Raw genomic sequence first — 24,173 nt, 5'->3', positions numbered from 1 at the left:
TACCGGGGCCCCCACGCTGCCGCAAGGCAGCGTGGGGTGGTTTACCGGGGCCCCCACCCTGCCTAGTGGCAGAGTAGGGTGGCATTAAAGGGCTCTCCGCACCTGGTCCTGCAACCGCAAAAGGGCCGCCTCGAGGCCCCTTAGCCGTAAGGGGGTGAGGAGTTCCTCTAACCCTGCTCCCCGGTAAAAGGTGGGGGGCACGGAAAGCACCGCCTCAGGGGGCTCCCCCTCGAGGCCCTCCTTCAGAAGACCCGCAAAGGCCTTCACCGTGGGGGCTTCATCGGGGACGAAGAAGTGAAGCCTAACCCTTCCCCCCTCCACCTCCGCCCTCAGGAAGAAGGGGGTCTGGCATTCATGAACCCGTTCCAGCTCCACCCCAGGAGGCGGGGTGGGCACCTTTTTGGCGTATTCCAGAAGCACCTGGGCCTTGAGCTCCTTGGGCATGGCCCGAATCAGATCCAGGGCTTCCTGAAGCTTCTTGGGCAAGGCCATAGCCTTAGCTTAGCCCACCTTGGGGGCAGTGTGGGTGGGACGGAGCTCTATCTCGCTCACCATAGCCCTTTCCGGCATCTCCGCTGCGAAAAGCACCGCCTGGGCCACATCAAGAGGGGAAAGCTTCCAGGAGGCTCCCGGGGTGTTGCCGGCAAAGCCCGTGTCCACCGAGCCTGGCAGGATATTCACCACCCGTACGCCAGCCTCCCGGAGCTCCAGCATGGCCGCCCCCATGAGGCCCAAAAGCCCGAACTTGCTGGCGTTATACGCGGCCCCGCCCTTGAAGGCATTCTTGCCCGCCAGGCTGGCGATGTTCACCACCATCCCCCTCGAGGCCAAGAGGGCTGGCAAGGCCGCCTTGAGGCCCAAAAAGGGCCCCACCAGGTTCACCTCCAAAACCTGGCGGAACTCCTCCTCGCTGAGCTCGGCCACGGGCTTCATCACGCCAATCCCAGCGTTGTTGACCAGGAGGTCCAGCTGGCCGTAAGCCTCCAAGAGGCCCGCCACCGCCTTCTGCCAGTCCGCAAAGGAGCGCACATCCCCAGGCAAGGCCACGGCCCCTTCCCCCAGCTCCGAGGCCAAGGCCTTAAGCCTCCCTTCATCCCGGGCAAAAAGCCCTACCCTGTACCCTTTAGCGTGGAGAAGCCGGGCGATGGCCTCCCCAATCCCCCGGCTTGCCCCCGATACCAAGGCCACCCGCATGCCCTTTAGCTTATCCCAAAACGCTCCTGGATCCGGGCCAGGATCTCCCTCAGCCCCTCCTTCAGCTCCTTAAGCCCTCCTCGGTTCTCCAAAACCCAGGTGGCCCGCTTCCTCTTCTCCTCCTCGGGCATCTGGGTCCTTTCCCGGGCCAGGACCTCCTCCGGCGAAAGCCCCGAGCGCGCCACCACCCGCCTCACCCGCTCCTCCACAGGAGCCGCCACCAAAAGGGTTCCATCCAGATGGGCCTCCCACCCCTTCTCAAAAAGCAGGGGGATTTCCAGGAAGATCAAGGGGGCTTTGATGCGGGCCAGCTCCTCGGCCAAAAGCCTTCGCACCTCTGGGTGGAGGAGGTCCTCGAGGGCCTTAAGCCTTTCCAGGTCGAAAAAGACCAGCTGGGCCAGCGCCCTCCGGTCCAGCTCCCCGCCCGCAAAGGCCTCCGGGAAAAGCCGCCTAAGCTCCGCCTTCTTGTTCTCCCTGGCCCGTGCCGCCAGCTCATCCAGGTCCAAGACCGGGTAGCCCCAGGACCTTAGGAGGGCGGCCACCGTGCTCTTGCCGCTTCCGATGTTCCCGGTGATGCCGATAATGATGGGGTGCTTCGCCCGATCGCCCATAGGGACTTCCCCTTTTATACCCCCAAGGGGGCCATCCCCGTGGGGGGTGCCCTAAGGGACCTCCTTCTCGGGAGGAGGCCGCAGGACCTGGACTTCGTGGCGGAGGACCCCAGGAAGGCGGCACAGGATGCCCAAAGCCACCTGGGGGGCACCCTGTTCCCCTTGGACGAGGAGCGGGGCCAGTACCGCCTGGTCACAGGGGGCCTCGTCCTGGACTTCTCCCCCCTGGAGGGAAACCTGGAGGAAGACCTCCTCAAGCGGGACTTCCGCCTTAACGCTCTTTTCTGGAGGCAAAACCGCATCCTCGGCATCCGCGGGGCGGACGAGGATCTGAACCGGAGGGTGCTGGTTCCCGTACGGGAGGCCAATCTTTACGAGGACCATCTCCGAAGCCTCCGCGCGGTGCGCCTGGCTGCCAGCCTGGGCCTTGGCCTGCCCGGGGAAACCCGAAACGCCCTTTCCCACCATGCCCGCTTCCTCCAGGCTCACCTCGAGGCCCTTCCCGCCCGGGAACGGGTGAAGGAGGAACTGAGCCGGCTCCTCCTCTCCCCCAGGGCGGCCTGGGGCTTTCACCTGCTGGAGCGCACGGGCCTTTTGGACGTCTACCTTCCCGAGCTCCGCCTCCTGGTGGGTCTTAAGCAGGGGGGCGTCCACCATCTGGATGGCTGGCAGCACACCCTCTCCGTGCTTTTCCACCTGGCCTGGCTTTGGCCCGAGGCCCCCTTGGAGGCCCGGCTGGCCGCCCTTTACCACGACGTGGGCAAGCCCCTGACCCGTCGCTTTGACCCGGAAGCGGGCCGCTTCCGCTTCCTCGGCCATGCGGAGGTAGGGGCCGAGCTGACGGGAGCTTCCCTGGAATGGCTACGGTTCCCAAAGGAAACGGTGGAGAGGGCCAAGGCCCTGGTGGGACGGCACATGGACCGCCCCCCTGAGGGGAAACAGGCCCTTCGCCGCTTCTACTTCCGCCGCCACCACCTCCTTCCCGCCCTTCCCTACCTCATGGCAGCAGACCGCCTGGGCACGAAAGGCGTGGAAAAGGAAGCCTGGGAGGTACTGGAGGCCTACTGGGAAACCCTCTCCGAGCCCCTCCCCGAACGCCCCCTCCTCTCCGGGGAGGAGGTGATGGCCCTTCTGGACCTCAAGCCCGGTCCCCAGGTGGGAAGAGCCCTGGAGGCCCTCCTTCTGGCCCAGGCGGAGGGAAGGGTGCGCACCCGGGAAGAGGCCAGGGCTTTTCTCCTATATTGGAAGGGCGATGGAACGAATACGCCTGCGTGAGCCCCAGATCACCCTGGTGGAAGGGGGCTTTCTCCTCAGCGACCCCTACGGGATCTTCCCCAAGCCCGTGGCCCTTACGGAAGGGGGGCTTTTTCTCGTCTCTCTGATGGAGGGAAAAACCCTGGAAGAAGTACAGGAAGAGGTCTTCAAGGCCCATGGGGTTCTGGTGCCCAGGCAGGAGCTGGAGGACCTGCTCAAGGCCCTGGAGGAGGCGGGCCTCCTCCTCACCGAGAAGGTGGAGGCACGGCTTAAGGAAGAGGAGGAAAAGCTAAAGGGAGAAAGGCCCATGCGCCTGGCGGGCCTTTCCTACCCCAAAGGGGAGAAGGAAGCCCGGGCCTATTGGGAGGCCTTCCGGGCAAGCTTCCCCGGGGAGGGGATGAGGGCGGAGATCCTTCTCCTGCCCCACCTGGAGCCTGCCCGGGCGCCCGAGGCCTACGGGGCGGCCCTGGCCGTTTTGGAGCACACCCCGGAGCCGGAAAGGATCTATCTGGTAGGGGTGGCCCACCGCCCCCTCCGGGAAAAGGCCGCGGCCCTCCCCGTCCCCTTCCATACCCCCTTTGGCCCCGCTGAACCCGACCTCCCCGCCCTCCAGGCCCTAGATGCCCTCCTCCCCTTTGAGCTCTTCAATACCCCCTTGGCCTTCCGGGAGGAGCACAGCCTGGAACTCCCCCTCTTCTTCCTCAAGGGGCGCTTCGGGAAAAGCCGCCTCCTCCCCCTCCTGGTAGGGCGGCGCAGCCCCGAGCTGGGGGAAGCCCTGAGGATGGTGCAGAGGGACTACCCCGGCCTCCTGGTGCTGGCCGTGGACCTCTCCCACGTGGGGCCGCGGTTTGGGGATGGCCCCTTGACCCGCTCCCTGGCGGCGGAGGCCCGGAGGCGGGACCTAGGCTTTCTGGAAAGGCTTGCCCAGGGAGAGCCGGAAGCCGCCCTGGCCGTTTTGGGAGGGAATCCCACCCGCGTGGACGCCGTGGAGGTGGTGGCAAGCCTCAGCCCCCTCCTCACCGGCCGGAGGGGCCAGGTCCTGGCCTACCGCCTGGACCTCGAGGCCCCCACCCTCTCCGCCGTGGGGGCCGGCACCCTGGTCTTCCCCACCCTTCCCGGCTAAACCCCAGGCGATGGGGCCTCATGCCCTCTCTCCCCGGATCGTACCCCACGGCCACCCAAGGCGAGGGCCGAAGGGCTTTGCCGGGTCCCGGGCGAAGCCAGGGTGGGGCGGTATCAGCGGCGCCTACGCCGCCTCTTGGCCCTGGTGTCCACCGGGCGGTGCATCCCGGCCTTTTCCTCCCTGGGAGCCCACTCACCGAAGTAAACGGTGTTCACCGTGGCCCGCTCGGGCCGGCTGTCGCGGCTTCTATCCGTAGGCGGTCCTACCACCTTGCGCATCTCCTCCTCCTTTGCCTTTCCCTTCTTCACCAGGGCTTTTCCCCTGGAAGCTTCCTTCTTTTCCTCTTCCCGGTAGGGCAGGAGGTCGATCTGCCTGAGCCTCGGGTTGGCGGCGGCGATGACCACCTCCATCTCGTCCCCCAGGCGGATCCTCTTGCCCTTGGGACCCAGAAGGGCCAGAGCCTCCTCGCTGTAGGTGTAAGGGCCCAGGGCCTCGAGGCGCACCAAGCCCTCCACCCCGTTTTTCAGGGTGACGAAGGCGCCAAAGCTGGCCACCCCGGTCACCTTGCCCACGAACCGCTCCCCTAGGTGAAGCTCCGCCCACTTGGCCATGTAGTACTTGGTGAGTTCCCGCTCCGCCGCCTCCGCCTTCCTTTCCATCTCGGAGGCGTGCTCGGCGATGGCGGGAAAGGTTTCCTGCCAGCGGACCTTCTTGGCTGGGGTAAGGCTCCGCCGAAGGATGGCCTTGAGCACCCGGTGCACCACCAGGTCCGGATAGCGGCGGATGGGGCTCGTGAAGTGCAGGTAGTGCTCCATGGCCAGCCCGAAATGCCCGAGGTTCTCCGCAGCGTACCGAGCCAAACGCAACGAGCGCAGGACCAGGTTGGCCACCACGGGCTCCTCCGGCCGGCCCTTGGCCTCGAGGAGAACCCGTTGCAGGGCCTTGGAGGAAAGCTTCTCCGGCAGGGTATACCCCAGCCGGGCCAAAGCCGTGCGGAGCTTCCCGTAGGCTTCCTCCAAGGGCTCCTCGTGTACCCGAAAGAGCCCGGGAAGCCCTTTGTTCACCAGGTGCTCGGCCACCACCCGGTTGGCCAGGAGCATGAGTTCCTCAATAAGGCTTCTCGCCCTGGGCTCCTCCTGGGGGATGAGGTGGAGGGTGCCGTCTTCCACCTCCACCTTCACCTCGGGAAAGGAAAAGTCCAGGGACCCCGCCTCGAGGCGCTTTTGTCTGAGCCGTTGGGTAAGGTCCAGGAGGAGGTTTAGATCCTCGGCCAAAAAGGCGTGCTCCTCGGGCAGGCCAAAGCCCTCGGCAAAGGCCTCCACCTCCGTGTAGGTCATCCGGGCCACACTCCGGATAACTCCCTCGGCAAAGCGCACCCGCTTCACCTCGAGGTCCTCATCCAGCTCCACCAGGACGGAGAGGACCAGCCGGTCCTCGTGAGGCTTCAGGGAGCACACCCCGTTGGAAAGCCTCTCGGGGAGCATGGGCAGAACCCGCCCCGGCAGGTAGACGCTGGTTCCCCTTAGGAAGGCCTCCTGGTCCAGGGCCCTACCCTCTTTGACGTAGTGGGAAACGTCGGCGATGTGCACCCCGATGCGATACCCTTTGGGAAGGCGCTCCACGTGGATGGCGTCGTCAAAGTCCTTGGCGTCCACCCCGTCGATGGTGAAGACCCGAAGGCCCCGGAAGTCTTGCCGCCCTTTCAGCTCCGCATCGGGGATGTCCAGGGGAATGGCCTCCGCTTCCTTCAGCACTTCCTCCGGAAACTCGGCCCTTAGGCCGTACTTGGCGATCACCGCCTCGGTTTCCGTCTCCGGGGCGTCCCCCTCCCCCAGGTACTCCAAAAACTCCCCGTAAGGGCGCCGGTCGTAGTGCACCTTCACCACGATCCGGCTTCCCCGCTTGAGGCCGTGGAGCCCTTCGGGAAGAAGCCTGAGCTCGGGCAGACCCGGTTCATCCGGCAAGAGGACCGCATACCCCTTGCGGAAATCCAGGGTACCCACCACCCGTTCCCGGGCCCGCTTGAGAATCCGCTCCACCACCCCCCAGGGCTTCCCGTCCCGGCCAGGAGGCATGATGCGGGCCTCCACCAGATCCTCGGGCCAGGCATCCTGGGTGTAGCCGGGCGGGATGAAGAGGTCCTTTTCGGGAAGGCGCACGAAGCCATACCCATCCCTGTGGAGGCTGATGGGTCCCTGCACCCGGGCGGGGAGGAAGTACTGGCTTCCCTTCTTCTCCAACAACCCTTCCCGCACCAGGGCCTTAAGGTAGGCCTTGGCCTCTCGCTTTTCCAGCCCAAAGCGCCTGAGAATCTCCTCCAAGCGGTGGGGCCTGCCGGTCTTTTTGAAAAACTCCAGTAAGGTTTCCCGCATTCTAACCCAAAAGGCCTTCCAGGGCCTTCTTCGTAGCCTTAAGGCTTTCTGAGAAGGCCGAAAGGGCCTCGTCCACGTGCTCCTTGCCAATGATGAGGGGAGGCTCGAGGCGCACCACCTTGGGGTTGTTGAGCCCGAAGGCGGTGATCACCCCCCTTTCCGCCAGCTCCGTCACCACCAAGGCGCCGATGTCGGCATCGGTGAACTCCACGCCCAGCATCAGGCCTCGGCCCCGCACGTCCTCTATAAGGCGAGGATACTGGGCCTTAAGCTCCTTGAGCCCCGCCATCAGGTAGCTCCCCATCTCCAGGGCCCTTTGCGGCAGGTTCTCCTCCAGGGTGACCTCGATGGCCGCCAGGGCCGCCGCCGCCGCCAGGGGGTTACCGCCAAAGGTGGAGGAGTGGAAGAGGGGGTTTTGCTTGAAGATCTCAAAGACCTCCCTCCGGCCCACACAGGCCCCGATGGGCATCACCCCGCCCCCCAAGGCCTTGGCCAGGGTCATGAGGTCGGGAGCCACCTCCTCCCAGTCCACCCCAAAGAGCTTTCCCGTGCGCCCGAGGCCGGTCTGCACCTCATCGGCGATCATGAGGACGCCCTTTTCCCGGGTAATCTCCCGCACCCCCTTCAGGTAGCCATCCGGGGGCACCCGGATTCCCCCTTCCCCCTGGATGGGCTCCACGATCACCGCGGCGGTTTCCTCATCTATGGCCCCTTCCAGGGCCTCGAGGTCCCCATAGGGCACCGCCTTCACCCCGGGAAGAAGGGGCTTGGCCGGATCCTGATACTCGGGCTTGGGGGTAAGGGAGAGGGCCCCCATGGTCTTGCCGTGGAATCCCCCGTGGGTGGTAACGATGCCCGGCTTCCCCGTATAGGCCCGGGCCAGCTTGATGGCGGCCTCCACCGCCTCCGCCCCGGAGTTGCCGAAGAAGACCATTTCCAGGCCTTCGGGCGTTATCTCCGCCAGCTTGGCCGCAAGCCTCGCCGTGGGCTCGGAAACCAGGACCCGCACGGACATGGGCATGCGCTCAAGCTGGGCCTTGACGGCCTCCACCACCTTGGGGTGGCGGTGGCCCAGGTTCAGGGTGCCGTAGAGGCCCAAAAAGTCCAGGTAGCGCTTGCCCGTGGTGTCCCAGACGTAGGGACCTTCGGCATGGGACTCGATCCGGTCCAGACCGGTGAAGCGAAGCAACCCTGCCAAGCCGGGATTGATGTGCCGCTCAAAAAGCGTAAAAGGGTCATGGCTCATGCCCACAATGCTATCCTAAGTGTAGCACACTCAAGGCTTGGTAGATGTCTTCCGGAATGCGGCCAGCCTTCTCCCCCACCTGGCATAGATGCCGGGTAAAGCCCTCCGCCAAGAGCGTCCCCTCCCGCTCCACCCGGTAGCGAAAGAGAAGATCCCGCCGAGAAAGGTGGGCCAGGCGGGTTCGCACCAGAACCTCCTCCCCAAAGCGGGCCGGGGCACGGAAGGTCAGGCCCAGCTCCACCACGGGGAAGAACACCCCCCGGGCCTCCACCCGGTGGTAGGGCAGGCCTGCCTTTTCCAAAAACTCCACCCGGGCCGCCTCCAGGTACACCGCATAGACGGAGTGGTGGACCACCCCCATCTGGTCGGTTTCCGCATAACGCACCTTTATGCGGGTCTCGCTCTCCACGGCACGAACTCCAGACGAGGCAGGTGGCGTAGGCGCACCCTGCGGGCGATCTCGGAAAGGAGCCTTCTCTCCGCGTGGCTTAAGGCCAGAAGGGCTTTCTCCTCGTCGCTGAAGGCCTCCACGTACACCGTGAGCACCCGGCCATCGGGGGACAGGCGCACCGCCTCCACGGTAAGGAGGAAAAGCCTGGGGTCTTCCAGGCCCCCGATGGCCTCAGCCAGCGCCCGCTTAAGGCGCTCCTCGAGGTGGGCCCTTCCGTAACTCACCACCCTCAGATTACTCCCGGTCCAGGCGGGAGACCAAATCGGCAAGCATCCTCGCCACCTCTTCCGCCCCTTCCTTGGCCTCCACCATAACCCTTACCACGGGCTCGGTCCCCGAGGGGCGCACGTTCACCCGGCCAAGGCCCCCAAGCCTCCCTTCCGCCTCCTCCACCGCCTCCTTCAGGCGGGGATGGGCCATGATCCTGTTCTTGTCGGAAACCCGCACGTTCAAAAGCACCTGGGGGTACATGGGCAACGCCTCGTACCAATCCGCAAGATCCCCTCCCAGGGCCTTTAGGGCCTTTAGGGTGAGGAGGGCGGTGAGGAGGCCATCCCCCGTGGTGTGGTGCTTGAGGAAGATCACGTGGCCCGAGGGTTCCCCGCCCAGGAAAAGCCCCTTTTCCTTCATCATCTCCAAAACGTACCGGTCCCCCACCGCCGCCCGGTGGAAGGCCAGCCCCTTCTCCTTCAGGGCCACCTCCAGCCCCATGTTGCTCATCACCGTTCCCACCACCCCCTTTTCCTGAAAGGCCAAGGCGGTGAGGTAGAGGATATGATCCCCGTGAAAAAGCCGTCCTTTTCGGTCTATGAACTGCACCCTATCCCCATCCCCATCAAAGGCGATGCCCAGGTCCAGATCCAGCTCCACCACAAAGCGGGCCAGGGCTTCGGGATGCGTGGAACCGCAGGCCTTGTTGATGTTCCGGCCATCCGGGGTGTTGAAGAAGGCCATCACCTCGGCCCCTGCCCGCTGGAAAAGCCTGGGTCCCAGGCGGTAGGTGGCCCCGTGGGCTAGGTCCAGGCCGATCCTTAGGCCCGAAAGGTCGGGAGCATGGGCCAGAAGAAAGTCCAGGTACATCCTCTCCGCCTCCCGAAAATCCCCCACGGTACCGATGCCCCGCGTGGGATGCTCCTCCTCCAGAAGGGCTTCGATCTCCTCCTCCGCCGGGTCGGGAAGCTTCTCGCCCTCGGGCCCGAAAAACTTGATGCCGTTGTCCTGGTAAGGGTTGTGGCTGGCGGAGATCATGGCCCCGGCACTGGCTTTAAGGTGCCGCGTGAGATAGGCCACCCCCGGGGTGGGGAGCACCCCCAGGTGCTCCACCCTGACCCCCTGGCTCATAAGCCCCGCCGCCAAGGCGGCCTCCAGAAGATCGCTGGATTCCCGGGTATCCTTGGCCAGGAGGACCACAGGCCTGGGGCTCGCCTTGCGAAGATAGGCCCCCGCCGCCTGGCCAAGCTTAAGGACAAACCCGGGGGTAAGGGGGTGCTTGCCCGCCTCCCCCCGCACCCCGTCGGTGCCGAAGTAACGCCTCATGGGAACGACTATACCCCACGACCCCTAGGCCTTGGCGGAAAGCCAGTCCTCCCCGATGCCCACTTCCACCTCCAAGGGCACCTTCAGGGGCCACACCTCCTCCATGGTCCGCTTGGCCTCCTGGGCGACTTCCTCCGCTTGCTCCTTGGGAGCCTCGAGGACCAGTTCGTCGTGCACCTGCAAAAGCATCCTGGCCCCCAGCTCCTGAAGCCTGGGAAAGAGCTTCACCATGGCCAGTTTCATCAAATCCGCGGCGGTCCCCTGGACCGGCATGTTGAAGGCCATGCGCTCCGCTGCCTCCCGGATGCTCTTCACCCGGGAAGCCAAGTCGGGCACGTAGCGCCGGCGGCCAAAGAGGGTTTCCACATAGCCCCGTTCCCGTCCTTCCGCCAGGGTTTTCTCAATCCAGGCCCGCACCTTGGGGTAGCTCTGGAAATACCGCTCGATGAAGGCCACCGCCTCCTCGTAGGGGATGGCCAGCTCTCCCGAAAGCCGGTGGGCGGACATGCCGTAGAGGACGCCGAAGTTGATGGTCTTGGCCGCCCGGCGCATCAGGGAATCCACGGCCTCTGGGGGCACGCCGAACATCCAGCTGGCCGTCTGGGTGTGGATGTCCTGGCCCTCCTGGAAGACCCGGATTAGGTTCTCGTCCCCGGAAAGGTGCGCCAGGACCCTGAGCTCAATCTGGCTGTAGTCCAAAACCACCAGCCTCCACCCCTCCTCGGCCACGAAGGCCCGGCGGATCCGCTGGCCCAAAGGGGTGCGCACGGGGATATTTTGCAGGTTGGGATCCGAGCTGCTAAGCCTCCCCGTGGCGGTGGCCGTCTGGTTGAAACGGGTGTGGAGGCGGTTCGTCTTGGGGTGGACCAGGGCAGGCAAGGGATCGATGTAGGTTCCCTTGAGCTTGGAAAGCTCCCGGTACTGAAGGATGCGGTCCACGATGGGATGAGCCTCCCGCAAGGCCTCCAAAACGGCGGCGCTGGTGGAGCGCTTGCCCGTCTTCTCCGTCTTGCCGATGGCGGGAAGCCCAAGCTCGTCAAAGAGGACCCTTTCCAGCTGGTCCCGGGAGTTCAGGTTGAAAGGATGCCCGGCCAGGCGGTGGACCTCCTCCTCGAGGCGCCTTAGCTCCGCCTCCACCTCCAGGGAAAGGGCCTTTAAGTAGGCCACATCCAACCGTACCCCCGTGGCCTCCATGTGGGCCAGGACCCGCGAAAGGGGCTTTTCCACCTCCTCGTAAAGCCAAAGAAGCCTCTCCTCCCCCTTAAGCCGCTCCAGGAGGGCGGCGTAAAGCCTTTCGGAAAGCAACGCCCTTTCCCCCGCCTCCTCGGTCCACTCCCCCCCGTAGCGCCGGGCTACCCCTTCGGGGGCGGTGTTGGAAGGATCCAGGAGGTAGGCGAGGAGCATGGGGTCGTCGCCCGGTGCCAGGGCAATCCCTTCCCTCAGGGCCAGCACCGCCAGGTCCTTGGCCAAAAGCCCCCTCACCTCCCCAAGCCCCCGCAAGGCCTCCAAGGGATCCTCCGCCCGGTAAACCCTTCCCTCCCAGGCGGCGGCCAAGGCGTTAAGCTCCGCCCACATGGGCTCGGGGCGGGAAAGAACGTACCCCACGAAGGCTCCCTCGGGGGGCGGCCAGGGAGCTTCCTCCGCCGCCACCGGGCTTTCCAACAGGCCGAACTCGTGGAGGAGGCTTCCGAACTCCAGCCTCTCCAAAAAGGCCTTAAGCCCCTCCCGGTCCGGCTCCCGGCGCCGGGCGAAGTCCACCTGAAGGAGCAAGTCCGTGTGCACCCGGGATAGCTCCAGGGATAGCTTGAGGTCCTCCATGTGGCTAAGGATCTTCTCCCGCACGGAGGCAGGTTTCACCTGTTCCAGGTGCTTAAGAAGGTTTTCCAGGCTTCCCCACTCCCGGATCAGCTTGGCCGCCGTCTTCTCCCCGATGCCCTTCACGCCGGGGATGTTGTCGGAAGGGTCCCCGGCCAAGGCCCGGTAGTCCACCCACTGGGAAGGCTTAAGCCCATACTTCTCCCAAAGCCACTCCGGGGTGATCAGGTAACCCTCCGGGTGAAGGATGGAGATTCGCTCCGAAAGAAGCTGGTAAAGGTCCCGGTCCGCGGTGAGGATGCGCACCTCGTAGCCTTCCTTTTCCGCCTTCTTGGCCAGGGTAGCCAGGACGTCATCCGCCTCAAAGCCCGGCACCTCGAGGCGCTCCAGGCCCAAAAGGTCCACCATCTCCTTGATAAGGGCAAGCTGCCGGGGAAAGTCCTCGGGGGTGGGAGCCCGCCCCGCCTTGTAGGCCTCGTAGGTCTGGTGGCGGAAGGAGGGGGCCTTGGCGTCAAACACCACGATCACCACATCCCCGTCTTCCCTTAGCGCCTTCAAAAGGCTCTTGGCAAACCCGTACACCGCCTGGACCGGCTCCCCGCGGCTGGTGGTGAGGCCCTTCAGGGCAAAAAAGGTACGGTAGGCCAGGTGGTGGCCGTCCACCAGAAGCACCCGGCCCTTGGGCTCAAAGAGGGGCAGCATCGCCCTTATGCTACCCTAGCCTTCCCAGCGCACCTGTCCCCGGGTGAGGTCCCTGAGCTCCTGCCAAAAAGCCTCCCTTTCCTCTGCGGGAAGCTTGAGGTGAAACCGCACCCCCTCCGCCAGGTACTCCTCCAAAGCCGTCCAGGAGCGGGAGGCTAAAAGCCTGTGCACCCGGCCCATCTGGGGAAAAGGGACCACAAACCGCACCTCCTCCCACTCCCTCAAGGGCACCTTGGAAGCCCGCCTCAGGGCCTCCGCAGCCACCCCCCCGTAGGCCCGGACAAGCCCCCCGGCCCCCAGCTTGATCCCACCGAAATAGCGCACCACCAAAACCACCACCCTATCCAGCCCTTGGGCCTCAATGGCGTGGAGGATGGGCTTACCCGCCGTGCCCGTGGGCTCGCCGTCGTCAAAGAAGCGGTAGAGGTTGCCCAGCTTGTAGGCGTAGCAGTTGTGGGTGGCCTGGGGTTCCCGCTGGGCTTCCAGAAAGGCCAAGGCTTCCTCCTCCGAGGCCACCGGGGCCGCCTTGGCGATGAAGCGGCTTTTCTGAATGGTCTCCTCGTGAACCACCGGGGCCGCCAGAGTGTAGGCCATTCACTCCCCCTCCAAGGCCTGGCGGGCCGCCTCCTCCATGCCCCTGGGGTCCGGGAGAAGGCCGGTCCAGATGCGGAAGGCCAAGGCTCCCTGCCAGGCCAGCATGGGAAGCCCAGTCTGCACCTGAAGGCCCCTTTCCCTGGCCTCCCTTAACAACCGGGTCCAGAGGGGACGGTAGACCAGATCCACCACAGCCCCCTCCTTGGGGAAAAACTCAGCCGGCAAGGGAGTAGCCCCTGGGTCCTTAAGCCCCACGCTGGTGGCGTTCACCAGGAGTCTGGCCTCCTGGGCTCGTTCCAAGGGAACCGCCTTCAGCCCAAACTCCTCCGCCAGGGCCAAGGCCCTTTCCCAGGTGCGGTTCCAGATCCAGACCGTAAGGCCCGCCTCCCTCAAGGCCCAGGCCACCGCCCGCCCCGCCCCCCCGGCCCCCAGGATCAAGGCAGGGCCCATGAGGGGGATCCCCCCGGCCTTCAGGGCCTGCAAAAACCCAGGGGCATCGGTGTTGAAGCCGAGAAGCCTGCCCTCCACGGAAAGCACCGTGTTCACCGCACCAATGGCCTGGGCTTCCGGGGAAACCCAATCCAAAAGGGGCAAGGCCGCCTCCTTAAGGGGGATGGTGAGGTTCACGCCCCGGTATTCCCGGCGCACCTCCTCCAGGCGGTCCTTCAGGACCTCGAGGGGGGTTTCCAAGGCCTCGTAGCTTCCCTCGAGGCCCAGGGAGCTCAAGGCGTACCGGTGCATGGCCGGGGACAGGGAGTGGGCGATGGGACTGCCCAACACCGCCAGGCGCAACATGAGCTTCAGGATACCCCACCCCACTCCCTCACCCAAACCGTATAGAATAAGGACGGTGAAAAGGCTCCTTGCCCTATGCTTCCTTCTTTCCCTGGCCCTGGGGAAAACCTACCTCATTCCCATCCAGGGGGAGATCGACCCCGCCCTGGCCGTCTTCGTGGACCAGGCCCTCACCCGGGCTGAGCGGGAGGGGGCGAGCGGGGTAGCCTTCCTCATAGATACCCCGGGGGGCCGGGTGGACGCCGCCATCCGCATCTCCGACCGGATCCTGCAAACCCCCCTTCCCACCCTGGCGGTGGTGCAGAACGCCTTTTCCGCCGGGGCCCTGATCGCCCTTTCCTGCCGCCAGATGGCCATGCTGCCGGGCTCGGAGATCGGGGCAGCCCTGCCGGTGGTGGCTCTTCCCCTGCAGCAGCCCCAGGCGGCGGACCAGAAGATCATCTCCGCCCTTAAGGGCAAGTTCCGCGCGGTGGCCGAGGCCCGGGGAAGGCCGGTGGAGCTGGCGGAGGCCATGGTGGACCCCCAGGTGGAGATCCCTGGCCTCTCCGCCAAAGGAGAGCCCCTCACCCTCTCCGCCGACAAGGCGGTGGAGCTCAAGGTGGCGGACTTCAAGGCAGGAAGCCTCTCCGAGGCCCTGCGCCAGGCAGGGTACAGCCTGGAAACGGAAAGGCTTGAGCCTGGCCCTAGGGTGCAGGTGGCCCGGTTCCTCACCAGCTCCACCGTGGCGGGGCTTCTCCTGGCCCTTGGGCTTCTTCTTCTCCTCCTCGAGCTCTTCACCCCGGGCTTTGGGGTCATGGGAACCTTGGGCCTGGCGTTTTTAGCCCTTTACTTTGCCGGGGGGTGGCTCGCCGGGCTTTCCGGGGCCTTCGAGCTGGTTCTCTTCTTCCTGGGGGTGGCCCTCCTCCTGGCCGAGGCCTTCCTCTTCCCCGGGTTTGGCATCGCTGGGGCCTTGGGCGTGGGATCCATATTGGCCTCTGTGTACTTCACCTTCGGGGAGAACGCCCTCATGGTCATCGCTATTGCGGTGATCGCTTTGGGCCTTGGCCTTCTCGTGGTCTTTCGCTTCCTACCCAGGACCCGTCCGGCAAGGGCTTTGGTGCTGGAAAGTGCCATTTCCGAACACGCCACCGGGGACGAGGTGGAGGTGGGCGCCATCGGCGTGGCCCTCACCGACCTGAGGCCTGGCGGGGTGGCCCGCTTCGGCAACAAGCGCATCGATGTGGTGGCCAACCGGGGTTTCCTGCCCAAGGGCACCACCCTTAGGGTGGTGGAGGTCAGGGGACCCACGGTGGTGGTGGAAGCCTTGGAGGAATGATATGGAAGGACTCGGCGTGCTCTTTCTGGCCTTTTTTGTTCTCATCCTCGTTTTTCTTTTCTTCAGCTTCATCCCGGTAGGCCTCTGGATCTCCGCCTGGGCCGCAGGGGTCAGGGTGCCCTTGATCACCTTGGTGGCCATGCGCCTGAGGCGGGTTCCCCCGGCCAAGATCATCTACCCCCTCATCAAGGCCACCAAGGCGGGGCTGGATGTCCGCCTGGACCGCCTCGAGGCCCACTACCTGGCCGGGGGCAATGTGGACCGGGTGGTGGATGCCCTGATCGCCGCCGACAAGGCAGGCATCAAGCTCACCTTTGACCGGGCCGCAGCCATCGACCTGGCGGGGCGGGATGTGCTGGAGGCGGTGCGGGTTTCCGTGAACCCCAAGGTGATCCAGACCCCCATGGTGGCCGCGGTGGCCAAGGATGGGATCCAGCTTCTGGCTACGGCCCGGGTAACGGTTAGGGCCAACATCGACCGCCTGGTGGGCGGGGCCGGGGAGGAAACCATCATCGCCCGGGTGGGGGAAGGCATTGTGACCACCATCGGCAGCGCCAACTCCCACAAGGAAGTCCTGGAAAACCCGGATCGCATCAGCAAAACCGTGCTGGAAAAGGGCCTGGACGCCGGCACCGCCTTTGAGATCCTCTCCGTGGACATCGCCGACGTGGACGTGGGCAAGAACATCGGGGCCCAGCTTCAGATCGACCAGGCGGAGGCCGACAAGAAAATCGCCCAGGCCAAGGCGGAGGAGCGCCGGGCCATGGCGGTGGCCGCCGAGCAGGAGAACCGGGCCCTGGTGGAGGCCATGCGGGCCAAGCTGGTGGAGGCCCAGGCCCAGGTGCCCCTGGCCCTGGCGGAGGCCTTGCGCACGGGAAGGCTTGGGGTCATGGACTACTACCGCCTGAAAAACATCGAGGCCGACACCGACATGCGGGAGTCCATCAGCCGGGCCGCCAAGCCCGAGGGTGAGGAATGAGCCTAGACGACCTTCTGGGTCTCCTTTTCCTGCTCTTCTTCATCGTCATCCCGGCCCTGCAGGGCCTAAGCCGCCGGGGCCAGCCTCCCCCCATTCCCCCGGGGTTTCCCGAGGACCTGCCCCTACCGGAACCCCTACCCCGCCCCAAGCCCAAGGCCCGGCCCAAGCCCAAGGTCCCGCCGCCCCCGTCCCTTCCCGCACCCAAGAAACCGGAGGCGGAGAGTTTAGAACGGCCCTCTAGCCCCGAACGGCAACCCCTGGAAGTGCGGTTCCGCGAGGCATCCTCGCCGGAGGAAGAGCGAAGGAAGCGCCCGCGGAAACGGCTGCTCACCACCGACGGCGAAAGCATCCTAAAAGGGGTGATATGGCACGAAATCCTGAAGAAGCCCAAAGGTTGGTGATCCCCCTAAAACCCGAGGAAACCCTGGCCTTTTTAGGGCAGGCAGACCGAAACCTGAAGAAGCTCCGTTCCCTTTTCCGGGAGACCTTCGGCGACCGGCTCAAGCTCATCATGCGGGGCAACCAGGTGGAGCTGGAGGGCGACCCGGAAGCGGTGGGGGTGGCCGAGCGGGCCGTGCGGGACCTTTTGGCCCTCCTCAGGCAAGGAGCGGAGCTGGACCAGCCCACCCTGGAACAATCCGTGGCCCTGGCCCTGCAAGGCGAGGGCCTGTACCAGGCCACCACCCCAGAAACCGAGCTTGCGCTACCGGGCCGTCTCAGGCCCAAAACCCCAGGGCAAAGGCGGTACGTGGAGGCCATCGCCCACCATGACATTACCTTCGGGGTGGGTCCTGCGGGAACCGGCAAGACCTATTTGGCGGTGGCCATGGCGGTGAGCCACCTCCGGGCCAAAAGGGTTAAGCGCATCATCCTCACCCGGCCGGCGGTGGAGGCCGGGGAAAAGCTGGGCTTCCTACCCGGGGATATCCAGGCCAAGGTGGATCCCTACCTAAGACCCCTTTACGACGCCCTCTTTGACATGATCGACGCCGAGCGCTTTGAGCAGTACCTGCAGTCGGGGATCATTGAGGTGGCGCCTTTGGCCTTTATGCGGGGCAGGGCCCAGCCCGTGGAGACGCCGGTGCTCACCCCCGAAGGCTTCCGCCCTATCGGGAGCCTTAAGCCGGGGGACTGGGTGGTGGGCGCCTATGGCGTACCGGTGATGGTGGTGGCCGTCCACCCCCAAGGGGTCAAGCCCATCTACCGGGTGCGCTTTAGCGACGGCGTGGAGACGAGAGCCACGGCCGACCATCTTTGGGCCGTCCTCACCCCCTGGGACCGGAAGCGAAAGCGCCCTCCTCGCCTGGTCACCACCGAGGAGATGCGGGATAACCTCCGCCTGCACCACCAGCACCGCTACGAAATCCCCCTGCTCCAGGCCCCCGTGGAGTTTCCGCGGCGCCCCGTCCCCTTGGACCCCTACGCTTTGGGACTCCTCCTGGGGGATGGGTGCCTTACGGGTAGCACCACGCCGAGCTTCTCCACCGGCGACCCCGAGCTGAAGGAAGCCCTCGCCGCCCGGCTTCAGGGGGTGAAGGTGGTCCCCAAGGGCGGCGTGGACCACACCTTGACCCTGGGCTTCAAGGGAGGGAAAAACCGCAATCCGGTAAGCGCCGCCCTCCAGACCTTAGGCCTCTGGGGAACACGCTCCGGGGAGCGCTTCGTGCCGGAAGCCTACCTTTGGAACGCATGGGACGTGCGGTTGGCCGTGCTCCAAGGGCTTTTGGACGCCGACGGCAGCGTTCACGTCCAGCCGGGGCGGAGGGCACGGGTCCAGTTCTCCACCTCCTCCCCCCGCCTAGCCCAGCACGTGGCCTTCCTGGTCCGCTCCTTAGGCGGCGTGGTGTACCACCGGGTGCGGCCGCAACACCGCCTGCGCCCAGGCCTGGCCCGGGGCCGGACTGTGCCCCACCGGGCCGACAGCCACGTCCTGGACATCCGCCTGCCCCCAGGCCTTTCTCCCTTCCGCTTGGCACGGAAGGCGGCGGTCTACGCCCAAGCCGGGGGAATACGTCCCATGCGTTTCGTGGAGGCCATTGAGCCCACCGGGGAAGCGGAGGCAGTGTGCATCACGGTGGCTAGCCCCGACGGCCTCTACGTGACCGAGGACTTCATCCTCACCCACAACACCCTGAACGACGCCTTCATCATCCTGGACGAGGCCCAAAACACCACCCCCGAGCAGATGAAGATGTTCCTCACCCGCATGGGCTTCTCCTCCAAGATGGTCATCACCGGAGACATCACCCAGATCGACCTGCCCAAGCACCAAAAGTCGGGGCTGGTGGAGGCCATCCGCATCCTCAAGGGCATTGAGGGCATCGCCTTCGTGTACTTCAAGGAGTCTGACGTGGTGCGCCATCCCCTGGTGGCCCGCATCATCAAGGCCTACGAGGAAGCCGAGCGTGGTGGAGATCGTAGCCAATAAGCGTCCGCCAAGGGGCCTCATCCCCAGGCTCCGCCGGGCCCTTTCCGCCCTGATGGAGGAACTGGGCGTGGGGGACAAGGCCGTCACGGTCATCCTCACCGGGGACCGCAGGATCAGGGTCCTAAAGCGGGAGTGGTGGGGGGAGGATGAGGCCACGGATGTCCTTTCCTTTCCCCACTACGAACCCGGCGATCCCTTTGTACCCCCCCACCTGGGCGATATCTGGATCAGCCTGGACACCGCCAAGAGGCAGGCGGAGGAAAGAGGGGTTCCCCTCGAGGAAGAGGTGCTGGTCCTGGCGGCCCACGGACTATGGCACCTTCTCGGCCACGACCACCAACAGGAGGAGGATTGGCGGGGCTTCCGCCACGTCCAAGAGAGGATCCTCGCCCTCTAAGGGGCGTTTGGCGCTCCCTGGGCTATGCCTGGGAGGGGGTTCTCTACGCCTGGCGGGTGCAGCGGAACTTCCGCCTCGAGGCCTACTTGGCCCTTCTGGCCCTCGGGCTTGCCCTCTGGCTGGAGGTCAATCCGGTGCCGGTGTTGCTCGTTAGCGCCCTGGTGCTTTCCCTGGAACTCATGAACACCGCCCTCGAGGCCCTGGCCGACCTGGTGAGCCCGGTATTCCATCCCCTGGTCAAGCGGGCCAAGGACACGGCGGCAGCGGCGGTGCTTTTGGCGAGCTTCTTCGCCCTCCTGGTGGGCCTTTACCTCCTCTTGCCTCCCCTCCTCGGGCGGTTTGGGCTAAGCTAAGCGTATGGACCACGAGGAAAGGGAGATGATCCTGGAGATCTTTCCAGGCACTCCCCCCGAGCTTCTCCCCATTGGGGAGATTCTTTATTATCGCGACGAGGAAGGCCGGGTGATCATCCAGGAAAAGGGGCCCCCGGAGCTCCGCCTGACCCTGGAGCCCCTGCCCGGAACCCTGGGAAGCCCTCAGGTGTGCGAGGCCTGCCACCGCCATCTTTCGGGAAGCGCCTTGGGCTTCTTCCGCCACCCGGTGGGCGGAAGGGAAACCCACCTCCGCTACCTGGTCCTCTGCCTGGACACGGCAGCCTGCGCCAGCCATGCGGAGCCCGAGCGTTTGAGGGAAATCCTCCTTCGCGGTATACTCACCTGAGAAGGAGGCCCTTGGGCCAAGGAGGTCGGCTTTGGCCGACCTTCATGACTTACGAGGTGAGCTATGGCGCGCGAGGTAAAGCTAACCAAAGCCGGTTACGAGCGGCTCATGCAGCAACTTCTGCAGGAAAGGGAACGCCTGCAAGAAGCCACCCGCATCCTGCAGGAGCTAATGGAGTCCTCCGACGACTACGACGACTCGGGCCTCGAGGCGGCCAAACAGGAGAAGGCCCGCATCGAGGCCCGGATCGACAGCCTCGAGGACATCCTCTCCCGGGCGGTGATCATAGAAGGGGCCACCACCGAGGTCATCGGCCTGGGCTCGGTGGTGGAGCTGGAAGACCCCGTCACCGGCGAGCGCCTGGAGGTGCAGGTGGTCTCCCCCGCCGAGGCCAGCGTCCTGGAAACCCCCATGAAGATCTCCGATGCCTCCCCCATGGGCAAAGCCCTCCTGGGCCACCGGGAGGGGGATGTGCTCAGCCTGGATACCCCCAAGGGCAAGAAGGAGTTCCGGGTGGTCTCGGTGCGCGGCTAAACATGAACGAGCAGACTCGGCAACGCTTACTCAACCTGGAAGCCCTGGTGGAGGCGGGTTTTCAACCCTACCCCTACCGGTATCCCAAAACCCACAGCGCAAAGGAAATCCTATCCGCCAAGGAGGGGGCTCCCCCGGAAAGCGAGTGGGAGGAAGAGGTGGCCCTGGCCGGGCGCATCGTGGCCTTGAGGCGCATGGGGAAGGTCACCTTTGCCCACCTCCTGGACGAAAGCGGCAAGATCCAGCTCTATTTTCAAAAGGACCTCACCCCAAGCTACGAGCTTTTGAAGAAGCTGGACGTGGGGGACATCCTAGGGGTCAAGGGCACGGTCTTCACCACCAAGACCGGGGAGGTCACGGTGAAGGTCCTCTCCTGGACCCCCCTGGTGAAAAGCCTCCACCCCCTCCCCGACAAGTGGCACGGGATCAAGGACAAGGAGGTGCGCTACCGGCAGCGCTACCTGGACCTCATCGTCAACCCCGAGGTGCGGGAGGTCTTTCGGCGGCGCACCGCCATGGTGCGCTACATCCGTCGCTTCTTTGAGGAGCGGGGGTTTTTGGAGGTGGAAACCCCCATCCTCCAGGCCACCACCGGTGGGGCGGAGGCCAGGCCCTTCAAGACCTATCACAACGCCCTGGACCACGAGTTTTACCTAAGGATCTCCCTGGAGCTTTACCTGAAGCGCCTTCTCGTGGGCGGGTTTGAGAAGGTCTTCGAGATCGGGCGGAACTTCCGCAACGAGGGCATCGACCACAACCACAACCCCGAGTTCACCATGCTGGAGGCCTACTGGGCCTACGCCGACTACCAGGACATGGCCAAGCTGGTGGAGGAACTCCTTTCCGGCCTGGTCCTCCACCTCTTCGGCAGCTACCAGGTCCCCTACCAGGGGCGGGTGCTGGACTTTACCCCGCCCTTTAGACGCATCTCCTTCGTGGAGGCCTTGAAGGAAAAGGCCGGCCTGCCCTTTGACCCCTTGGACCTGGAAAGGCTTAGGATCTTCGCCGACGCCCACCACCCCGAGCTCGCCCAGGTTCCCAGTTACAAGCTTCTGGACAAGCTTTTTGGCATCTACGTGGAGCCCGAACTCCAGAACCCCACCTTCGTCTTCGACTTCCCCCTGGCCATCAGCCCCTTAGCCAAGCGGCATCGGGAAAAGCCCGGGCTCACGGAGCGCTGGGACCTCTATGCGGGCGGGATGGAGCTCGCCCCCGCCTACTCCGAGCTCAACGACCCCCTGGACCAGAGGGAACGCTTTTTGGAGCAGGCCAGGCGCAGACGGGAAGGGGACGAGGAGGCCCCCGAGCCCGACGAGGACTTCCTGTTGGCCCTGGAGTACGGGATGCCTCCGGCGGCGGGGCTTGGCCTCGGCTTGGACCGCCTGGCCATGATCCTCACCGACCAGCCCTCTCTAAGGGACGTCCTCCTCTTCCCCCTCCTCAAGCCCAAGAAGGAGGCGGTGGAAGGAGGGGTTTAGATGGCCGAAAACGCCGCCCGGTTGAGCCTCGTCGTCGCCCTCCTCGTCTTGGGGCTCAAGGCCTTCGCCTACCTCCTCACCGGCTCGGTGGCCCTTCTCTCCGATGCCCTCGAGTCCACGGTGAACGTGGCCGCGACGCTTTTGGCCCTCTTCGCCATCCGCTTCGCCCAGCGTCCTCCCGACGAAACCCACCCCTTCGGCCACAGCAAGGCCGAATACTTCTCCGCGGTGCTGGAGGGAGTCCTGGTGGTGCTGACCGCCTTTCTCATCGCCAAGGAATCCATCCCCCGCCTCCTTCATCCCAGGCCCCTAGGGGACCTGGGACCGGGCCTCCTGGTCAGCCTCTTGGCCTCCCTGATCAACGGCCTTCTCGCCTGGCACCTCCTCCGCCAGGGGAGGCGCCTGCGCTCCCCCGCCCTCACCGCCGACGGCTACCACGTGCTTTCCGACGTGCTCTCCTCCGTGGGGGTTCTCGCCGGGGTAAGCCTTGCGTGGGCCACGGGGTTATGGGTGCTGGATCCCTTGCTGGCCCTTTTGGTGGCGGGGAACATCCTCCTCATGGGCTTCCGCCTGGTGCGCCAGTCCGTGGGAGGGCTTATGGATGAGGGGCTCTCCCCGGCGGAGGTGGGCCGGATCCGAAAAACCATCGCCGAGGCCTTGGGGGGAAGGGCCCTCGAGGTCCACGACCTCAAAACCCGCAAGGCGGGAAACCGGGCCTTTTTGGAGTTCCACCTGGTGGTGCCGGGGTCCATGACCGTGGAGGAAGCCCACCGGCTCTGCGACGAGCTGGAACGGGCCCTGGAAAAGGAGTTCCCCGGCCTGGTGGTCACCATCCACGTGGAGCCCGAAAAGGAGCGCAAAGAGTTGGGCAACTAAGGGCCCGTCCCCCAGCGCCCCCGCCCTTTGGCAGGGGTTCATGACGCTCTTTTCCAAAGGCGCATAAAAGCGTAAACTATGGCCCAAGGGAGGGCCCATGCGCAAGAAGCACGACTGGCTCAGGGAAACCTACCAGAAGAGCTTGGAGAAGATGCCCGAGAGGCCTGTGGCCCACCGCACCCTTTCGGACATCGCCCCAGAACCCCTCTACACCCCCGAGGACATCGGGGTCCTGGACCCGGAGTACGAGGAAAAGCGGGGCTACCCCGGGGAGTACCCCTACACCCGCGGGGTCTACGGCTCCATGTACCGGTCCAAGCTCTGGACCATGCGCATGTTCGCGGGCTTCGGCACCGCCGAGCAGACGAACGAGCGCTTTAAGAAGCTCCTGAAGGCGGGCCAGACCGGGCTTTCCGTGGCCTTTGACCTCCCCACCCTCATGGGCTACGACTCCGATCACCCCCTTTCCAAGGGGGAGGTGGGCAAGTGCGGGGTGGCGGTCTCCAGCCTCGCGGACATGGAGATCCTCTTTGAGGGGATCAACCTCGAGGAGGTCACCACCTCCATGACCATCAACAGCCCCGCCAACGCCATCTGGGCCATGTACCTGGCGGTGGCCAAAAAGAAGGGGTACGACTGGAAGAAGCTTGGGGGCACCATCCAAAACGACATCCTTAAGGAGTTCATCGCCCAGAAGGAGTTCATCTTCCCCCCCGAACCCAGCGTGAAACTGGTCATCGACACCTTTGAGTGGGGGCCCAAGAACGTCCCCAAGTGGAACTTCATCTCCGTTTCCGGCTACCACATCCGGGAAGCGGGTTCCACCGCCGTGCAGGAGCTGGCCTGGACCCTGGCCGACGGGTTTGAGTACGTGGAGGCCGCCCTCAAGCGGGGCCTGGACGTGGACGAGTTCGCCCCAAGGATCAGCTTCTTCTTTGACGTCCACAACGACTTCTTTGAGGAGATCGCCAAGTTCCGGGCGGCCCGGCGCATCTGGGCCAAAGAGATGCGCTACCGCTACAAGGCCAAGAACCCCCAAAGCTGGATGCTCCGCACCCATGCCCAGACTGCTGGGGTTTCCCTCACCGCCCAGCAACCCCTCAACAACATCGCCCGGGTGGCCATCCAGGCCCTGGCCGCCGTTTTGGGGGGTACCAACAGCCTCCACACCGACGCCTACGACGAAGCCCTGGCCCTGCCCACGGAGGAATCCGCCACCATCGCCCTCAGGACCCAGCAGATCATCGCCTACGAAAGCGGGGTCACCCACACCATCGACCCCCTGGCGGGGAGCTACTACGTGGAGTGGCTCACCGACGAGATGGAGCGCCAGGCCATGGCCATCATCGAGGAGATCCGGCGCATGGGGGGCGTGGTGCGGGCCATCGAGGAAGGCTACTTCCTGCGGGAGCTGGCCGAGGCCAGCTACCGCTACCAGCAGGAGGTGGAGCGTAAGGAGAGGATCATCGTGGGGGTCAACGCCTTCACCGACGAGATCCCCCTGAAGGTCCCCATCCAGCTGGTGGACCCCGAGGTGGAGCGGGTCCAGGCGGAGCGCCTGGCCCGGGTGCGCCGGGAACGGGACCCCAAGCGGGTGGAGGAGGCCCTTGCGGGCCTAAGGCGGGCTGCGGTGGAAGGGCAGAACACCATGCCCCACTTCGTGGAGTGCGCCCTGGCCTACTGCACCCTGGGGGAGATGATGGACGTCTTGCGGGAGGTCTACGGCACCTACCAGGAGCCAGCTTACGTTTAG

At 65.2% G+C, this 24,173-nt stretch carries 23 protein-coding genes and 3 pseudogenes; 15 read left to right on the top strand and 11 right to left on the bottom strand.

All coding sequences use genetic code 11. From position 1 onward, the window contains the following. Nucleotides 1–84 precede the first annotated feature (84 nt). Genes F604_RS0101480 through coaE form a run of 3 tightly spaced genes read right to left on the bottom strand, consistent with a single transcriptional unit; the run spans nucleotide 85 to nucleotide 1,805 of the window. Nucleotides 85–492, bottom strand: coding sequence for a SufE family protein (locus F604_RS0101480; RefSeq protein WP_019550124.1), 408 nt, complete (start codon nucleotides 490–492; stop codon nucleotides 85–87). Nucleotides 493–501: 9 nt separating this feature from the next. Further along, nucleotides 502–1,194: an SDR family oxidoreductase gene (locus F604_RS0101475; RefSeq protein ID WP_015716850.1), complete on the bottom strand. Its 693-nt coding sequence runs from the start codon at nucleotides 1,192–1,194 to the stop codon at nucleotides 502–504. Between the two features lie 5 nt (nucleotides 1,195–1,199). Further along, a complete protein-coding gene (coaE, locus tag F604_RS0101470; protein WP_019550127.1) occupies nucleotides 1,200–1,805 on the bottom strand; it encodes a dephospho-CoA kinase in 606 nt (201 codons plus the stop codon). On the opposite strand from coaE, the gene F604_RS0101465 reads away from it, so the two are divergent. Both F604_RS0101465 and amrB read left to right on the top strand, forming a co-directional pair. After that, nucleotides 1,785–3,080, top strand: a complete 1,296-nt coding sequence (locus F604_RS0101465) for an HDIG domain-containing metalloprotein (RefSeq protein ID WP_019550123.1) — start codon at nucleotides 1,785–1,787, stop codon at nucleotides 3,078–3,080. The genes coaE and F604_RS0101465 overlap by 21 nt on opposite strands. After that, a complete protein-coding gene (gene amrB / locus F604_RS0101460) occupies nucleotides 3,058–4,182 on the top strand; it encodes an AmmeMemoRadiSam system protein B (RefSeq protein ID WP_019550122.1) in 1,125 nt (374 codons plus the stop codon). The genes F604_RS0101465 and amrB overlap by 23 nt, the downstream gene beginning before the upstream one ends. Before the next feature lie 113 nt (nucleotides 4,183–4,295). On the opposite strand, the gene rnr is transcribed toward amrB, so the two are convergent. The 8 genes from rnr to aroE are packed head-to-tail and all read right to left on the bottom strand — an operon-like array spanning nucleotide 4,296 to nucleotide 13,693. After that, nucleotides 4,296–6,554, bottom strand: coding sequence for a ribonuclease R (gene rnr / locus F604_RS0101455; protein ID WP_019550121.1), 2,259 nt, complete (start codon nucleotides 6,552–6,554; stop codon nucleotides 4,296–4,298). 1 nt (nucleotide 6,555) lies between these two features. Further along, complete coding sequence (locus tag F604_RS0101450; protein ID WP_026328905.1) at nucleotides 6,556–7,800, bottom strand: aspartate aminotransferase family protein; 1,245 nt, start codon at nucleotides 7,798–7,800, stop codon at nucleotides 6,556–6,558. A gap of 10 nt (nucleotides 7,801–7,810) precedes the next feature. Continuing rightward, complete coding sequence (locus F604_RS0101445; RefSeq protein WP_019550119.1) at nucleotides 7,811–8,209, bottom strand: acyl-CoA thioesterase; 399 nt, start codon at nucleotides 8,207–8,209, stop codon at nucleotides 7,811–7,813. Continuing rightward, nucleotides 8,188–8,475 carry a ribosome-binding factor A gene (locus F604_RS0101440; protein WP_015716843.1) on the bottom strand — a complete coding sequence of 96 codons (288 nt, stop codon included), beginning with the start codon at nucleotides 8,473–8,475 and terminating at the stop codon, nucleotides 8,188–8,190. Before F604_RS0101440 ends, F604_RS0101445 begins: the two co-directional genes overlap by 22 nt. 10 nt (nucleotides 8,476–8,485) lie before the next feature. Beyond that, on the bottom strand, nucleotides 8,486–9,787 hold the full coding sequence (glmM, locus tag F604_RS0101435) for a phosphoglucosamine mutase (protein ID WP_019550118.1): 1,302 nt from the start codon (nucleotides 9,785–9,787) through the stop codon (nucleotides 8,486–8,488). Between the two features lie 24 nt (nucleotides 9,788–9,811). After that, nucleotides 9,812–12,313 carry a DNA polymerase I gene (gene polA, locus F604_RS0101430; protein WP_155984137.1) on the bottom strand — a complete coding sequence of 834 codons (2,502 nt, stop codon included), beginning with the start codon at nucleotides 12,311–12,313 and terminating at the stop codon, nucleotides 9,812–9,814. Between the two features lie 6 nt (nucleotides 12,314–12,319). Next, on the bottom strand, nucleotides 12,320–12,898 hold the full coding sequence (locus tag F604_RS0101425; protein WP_015716840.1) for an IMPACT family protein: 579 nt from the start codon (nucleotides 12,896–12,898) through the stop codon (nucleotides 12,320–12,322). Then, a complete protein-coding gene (gene aroE / locus F604_RS0101420) occupies nucleotides 12,899–13,693 on the bottom strand; it encodes a shikimate dehydrogenase (protein WP_019550116.1) in 795 nt (264 codons plus the stop codon). Between the two features lie 55 nt (nucleotides 13,694–13,748). Here aroE and F604_RS0101415 point away from each other — a divergent pair, with 55 nt between their 5' ends. The 13 genes and pseudogenes from F604_RS0101415 (at nucleotide 13,749) to F604_RS0101365 (ending at nucleotide 24,173) form a co-directional block, all read left to right on the top strand. Then, complete coding sequence (locus F604_RS0101415; RefSeq protein WP_026328904.1) at nucleotides 13,749–15,008, top strand: NfeD family protein; 1,260 nt, start codon at nucleotides 13,749–13,751, stop codon at nucleotides 15,006–15,008. 1 nt (nucleotide 15,009) lies between these two features. Next, nucleotides 15,010–15,987: a flotillin-like protein FloA gene (gene floA, locus F604_RS0101410; protein WP_026328903.1), complete on the top strand. Its 978-nt coding sequence runs from the start codon at nucleotides 15,010–15,012 to the stop codon at nucleotides 15,985–15,987. Continuing rightward, nucleotides 15,984–16,388, top strand: a complete 405-nt coding sequence (locus F604_RS0101405) for a hypothetical protein (protein WP_019550114.1) — start codon at nucleotides 15,984–15,986, stop codon at nucleotides 16,386–16,388. Before floA ends, F604_RS0101405 begins: the two co-directional genes overlap by 4 nt. Beyond that, nucleotides 16,352–17,047, top strand: a pseudogene (locus F604_RS13495) (PhoH family protein); the annotation flags it as partial. The gene F604_RS0101405 and the pseudogene F604_RS13495, both read left to right, overlap by 37 nt. Then, nucleotides 17,036–17,836 (top strand): annotated as a pseudogene (locus F604_RS13490) (LAGLIDADG family homing endonuclease); the annotation flags it as partial. The pseudogenes F604_RS13495 and F604_RS13490, both read left to right, overlap by 12 nt. A gap of 279 nt (nucleotides 17,837–18,115) precedes the next feature. Next, nucleotides 18,116–18,415 (top strand): annotated as a pseudogene (locus tag F604_RS13160) (PhoH family protein); the annotation flags it as partial. Next, nucleotides 18,393–18,812 carry an rRNA maturation RNase YbeY gene (ybeY, locus tag F604_RS0101395; protein WP_019550112.1) on the top strand — a complete coding sequence of 140 codons (420 nt, stop codon included), beginning with the start codon at nucleotides 18,393–18,395 and terminating at the stop codon, nucleotides 18,810–18,812. The pseudogene F604_RS13160 and the gene ybeY, both read left to right, overlap by 23 nt. Beyond that, the gene (locus tag F604_RS0101390) at nucleotides 18,767–19,165 is read left to right on the top strand and encodes a diacylglycerol kinase family protein (protein ID WP_020700616.1); all 399 of its coding nucleotides are present in this window, start codon (nucleotides 18,767–18,769) and stop codon (nucleotides 19,163–19,165) included. The genes ybeY and F604_RS0101390 overlap by 46 nt, the downstream gene beginning before the upstream one ends. A gap of 4 nt (nucleotides 19,166–19,169) precedes the next feature. Then, nucleotides 19,170–19,532 carry a hypothetical protein gene (locus tag F604_RS0101385; protein WP_015716832.1) on the top strand — a complete coding sequence of 121 codons (363 nt, stop codon included), beginning with the start codon at nucleotides 19,170–19,172 and terminating at the stop codon, nucleotides 19,530–19,532. A 63-nt stretch (nucleotides 19,533–19,595) separates the two neighbouring features. Continuing rightward, nucleotides 19,596–20,066: a GreA/GreB family elongation factor gene (locus F604_RS0101380; protein ID WP_015716831.1), complete on the top strand. Its 471-nt coding sequence runs from the start codon at nucleotides 19,596–19,598 to the stop codon at nucleotides 20,064–20,066. Between the two features lie 2 nt (nucleotides 20,067–20,068). Continuing rightward, nucleotides 20,069–21,544: a lysine--tRNA ligase gene (gene lysS / locus F604_RS0101375; protein ID WP_019550110.1), complete on the top strand. Its 1,476-nt coding sequence runs from the start codon at nucleotides 20,069–20,071 to the stop codon at nucleotides 21,542–21,544. After that, a complete protein-coding gene (locus tag F604_RS0101370; protein ID WP_019550109.1) occupies nucleotides 21,545–22,420 on the top strand; it encodes a cation diffusion facilitator family transporter in 876 nt (291 codons plus the stop codon). 97 nt (nucleotides 22,421–22,517) lie between these two features. After that, complete coding sequence (locus F604_RS0101365) at nucleotides 22,518–24,173, top strand: acyl-CoA mutase large subunit family protein (protein WP_019550108.1); 1,656 nt, start codon at nucleotides 22,518–22,520, stop codon at nucleotides 24,171–24,173.

The sequence above is a fragment of the Thermus scotoductus DSM 8553 genome (assembly GCF_000381045.1).
Classification (GTDB): domain Bacteria; phylum Deinococcota; class Deinococci; order Deinococcales; family Thermaceae; genus Thermus; species Thermus scotoductus.
This window is presented reverse-complemented; position numbering and strand designations above follow the sequence as displayed.

Excerpts from the sequence above, each read along its gene's own strand:
- F604_RS0101380 (WP_015716831.1), top strand. The coding sequence starts at position 19,596 with ATGGCGCGCGAGGTAAAGCTAACCAAAGCCGGTTACGAGCGGCTCATG.
- F604_RS0101450 (WP_026328905.1), bottom strand. The coding sequence starts at position 7,800 with ATGAGCCATGACCCTTTTACGCTTTTTGAGCGGCACATCAATCCCGGC.
- F604_RS0101425 (WP_015716840.1), bottom strand. The coding sequence starts at position 12,898 with ATGGCCTACACTCTGGCGGCCCCGGTGGTTCACGAGGAGACCATTCAG.
- floA (WP_026328903.1), top strand. The coding sequence starts at position 15,010 with ATGGAAGGACTCGGCGTGCTCTTTCTGGCCTTTTTTGTTCTCATCCTC.
- F604_RS0101385 (WP_015716832.1), top strand. The coding sequence starts at position 19,170 with ATGGACCACGAGGAAAGGGAGATGATCCTGGAGATCTTTCCAGGCACT.
- F604_RS0101370 (WP_019550109.1), top strand. The coding sequence starts at position 21,545 with ATGGCCGAAAACGCCGCCCGGTTGAGCCTCGTCGTCGCCCTCCTCGTC.
- aroE (WP_019550116.1), bottom strand. The coding sequence starts at position 13,693 with ATGTTGCGCCTGGCGGTGTTGGGCAGTCCCATCGCCCACTCCCTGTCC.
- F604_RS0101365 (WP_019550108.1), top strand. The coding sequence starts at position 22,518 with ATGCGCAAGAAGCACGACTGGCTCAGGGAAACCTACCAGAAGAGCTTG.
- coaE (WP_019550127.1), bottom strand. The coding sequence starts at position 1,805 with ATGGGCGATCGGGCGAAGCACCCCATCATTATCGGCATCACCGGGAAC.
- F604_RS0101480 (WP_019550124.1), bottom strand. The coding sequence starts at position 492 with ATGGCCTTGCCCAAGAAGCTTCAGGAAGCCCTGGATCTGATTCGGGCC.
- lysS (WP_019550110.1), top strand. The coding sequence starts at position 20,069 with ATGAACGAGCAGACTCGGCAACGCTTACTCAACCTGGAAGCCCTGGTG.
- rnr (WP_019550121.1), bottom strand. The coding sequence starts at position 6,554 with ATGCGGGAAACCTTACTGGAGTTTTTCAAAAAGACCGGCAGGCCCCAC.
- F604_RS0101405 (WP_019550114.1), top strand. The coding sequence starts at position 15,984 with ATGAGCCTAGACGACCTTCTGGGTCTCCTTTTCCTGCTCTTCTTCATC.
- F604_RS0101475 (WP_015716850.1), bottom strand. The coding sequence starts at position 1,194 with ATGCGGGTGGCCTTGGTATCGGGGGCAAGCCGGGGGATTGGGGAGGCC.
- glmM (WP_019550118.1), bottom strand. The coding sequence starts at position 9,787 with ATGAGGCGTTACTTCGGCACCGACGGGGTGCGGGGGGAGGCGGGCAAG.
- amrB (WP_019550122.1), top strand. The coding sequence starts at position 3,058 with ATGGAACGAATACGCCTGCGTGAGCCCCAGATCACCCTGGTGGAAGGG.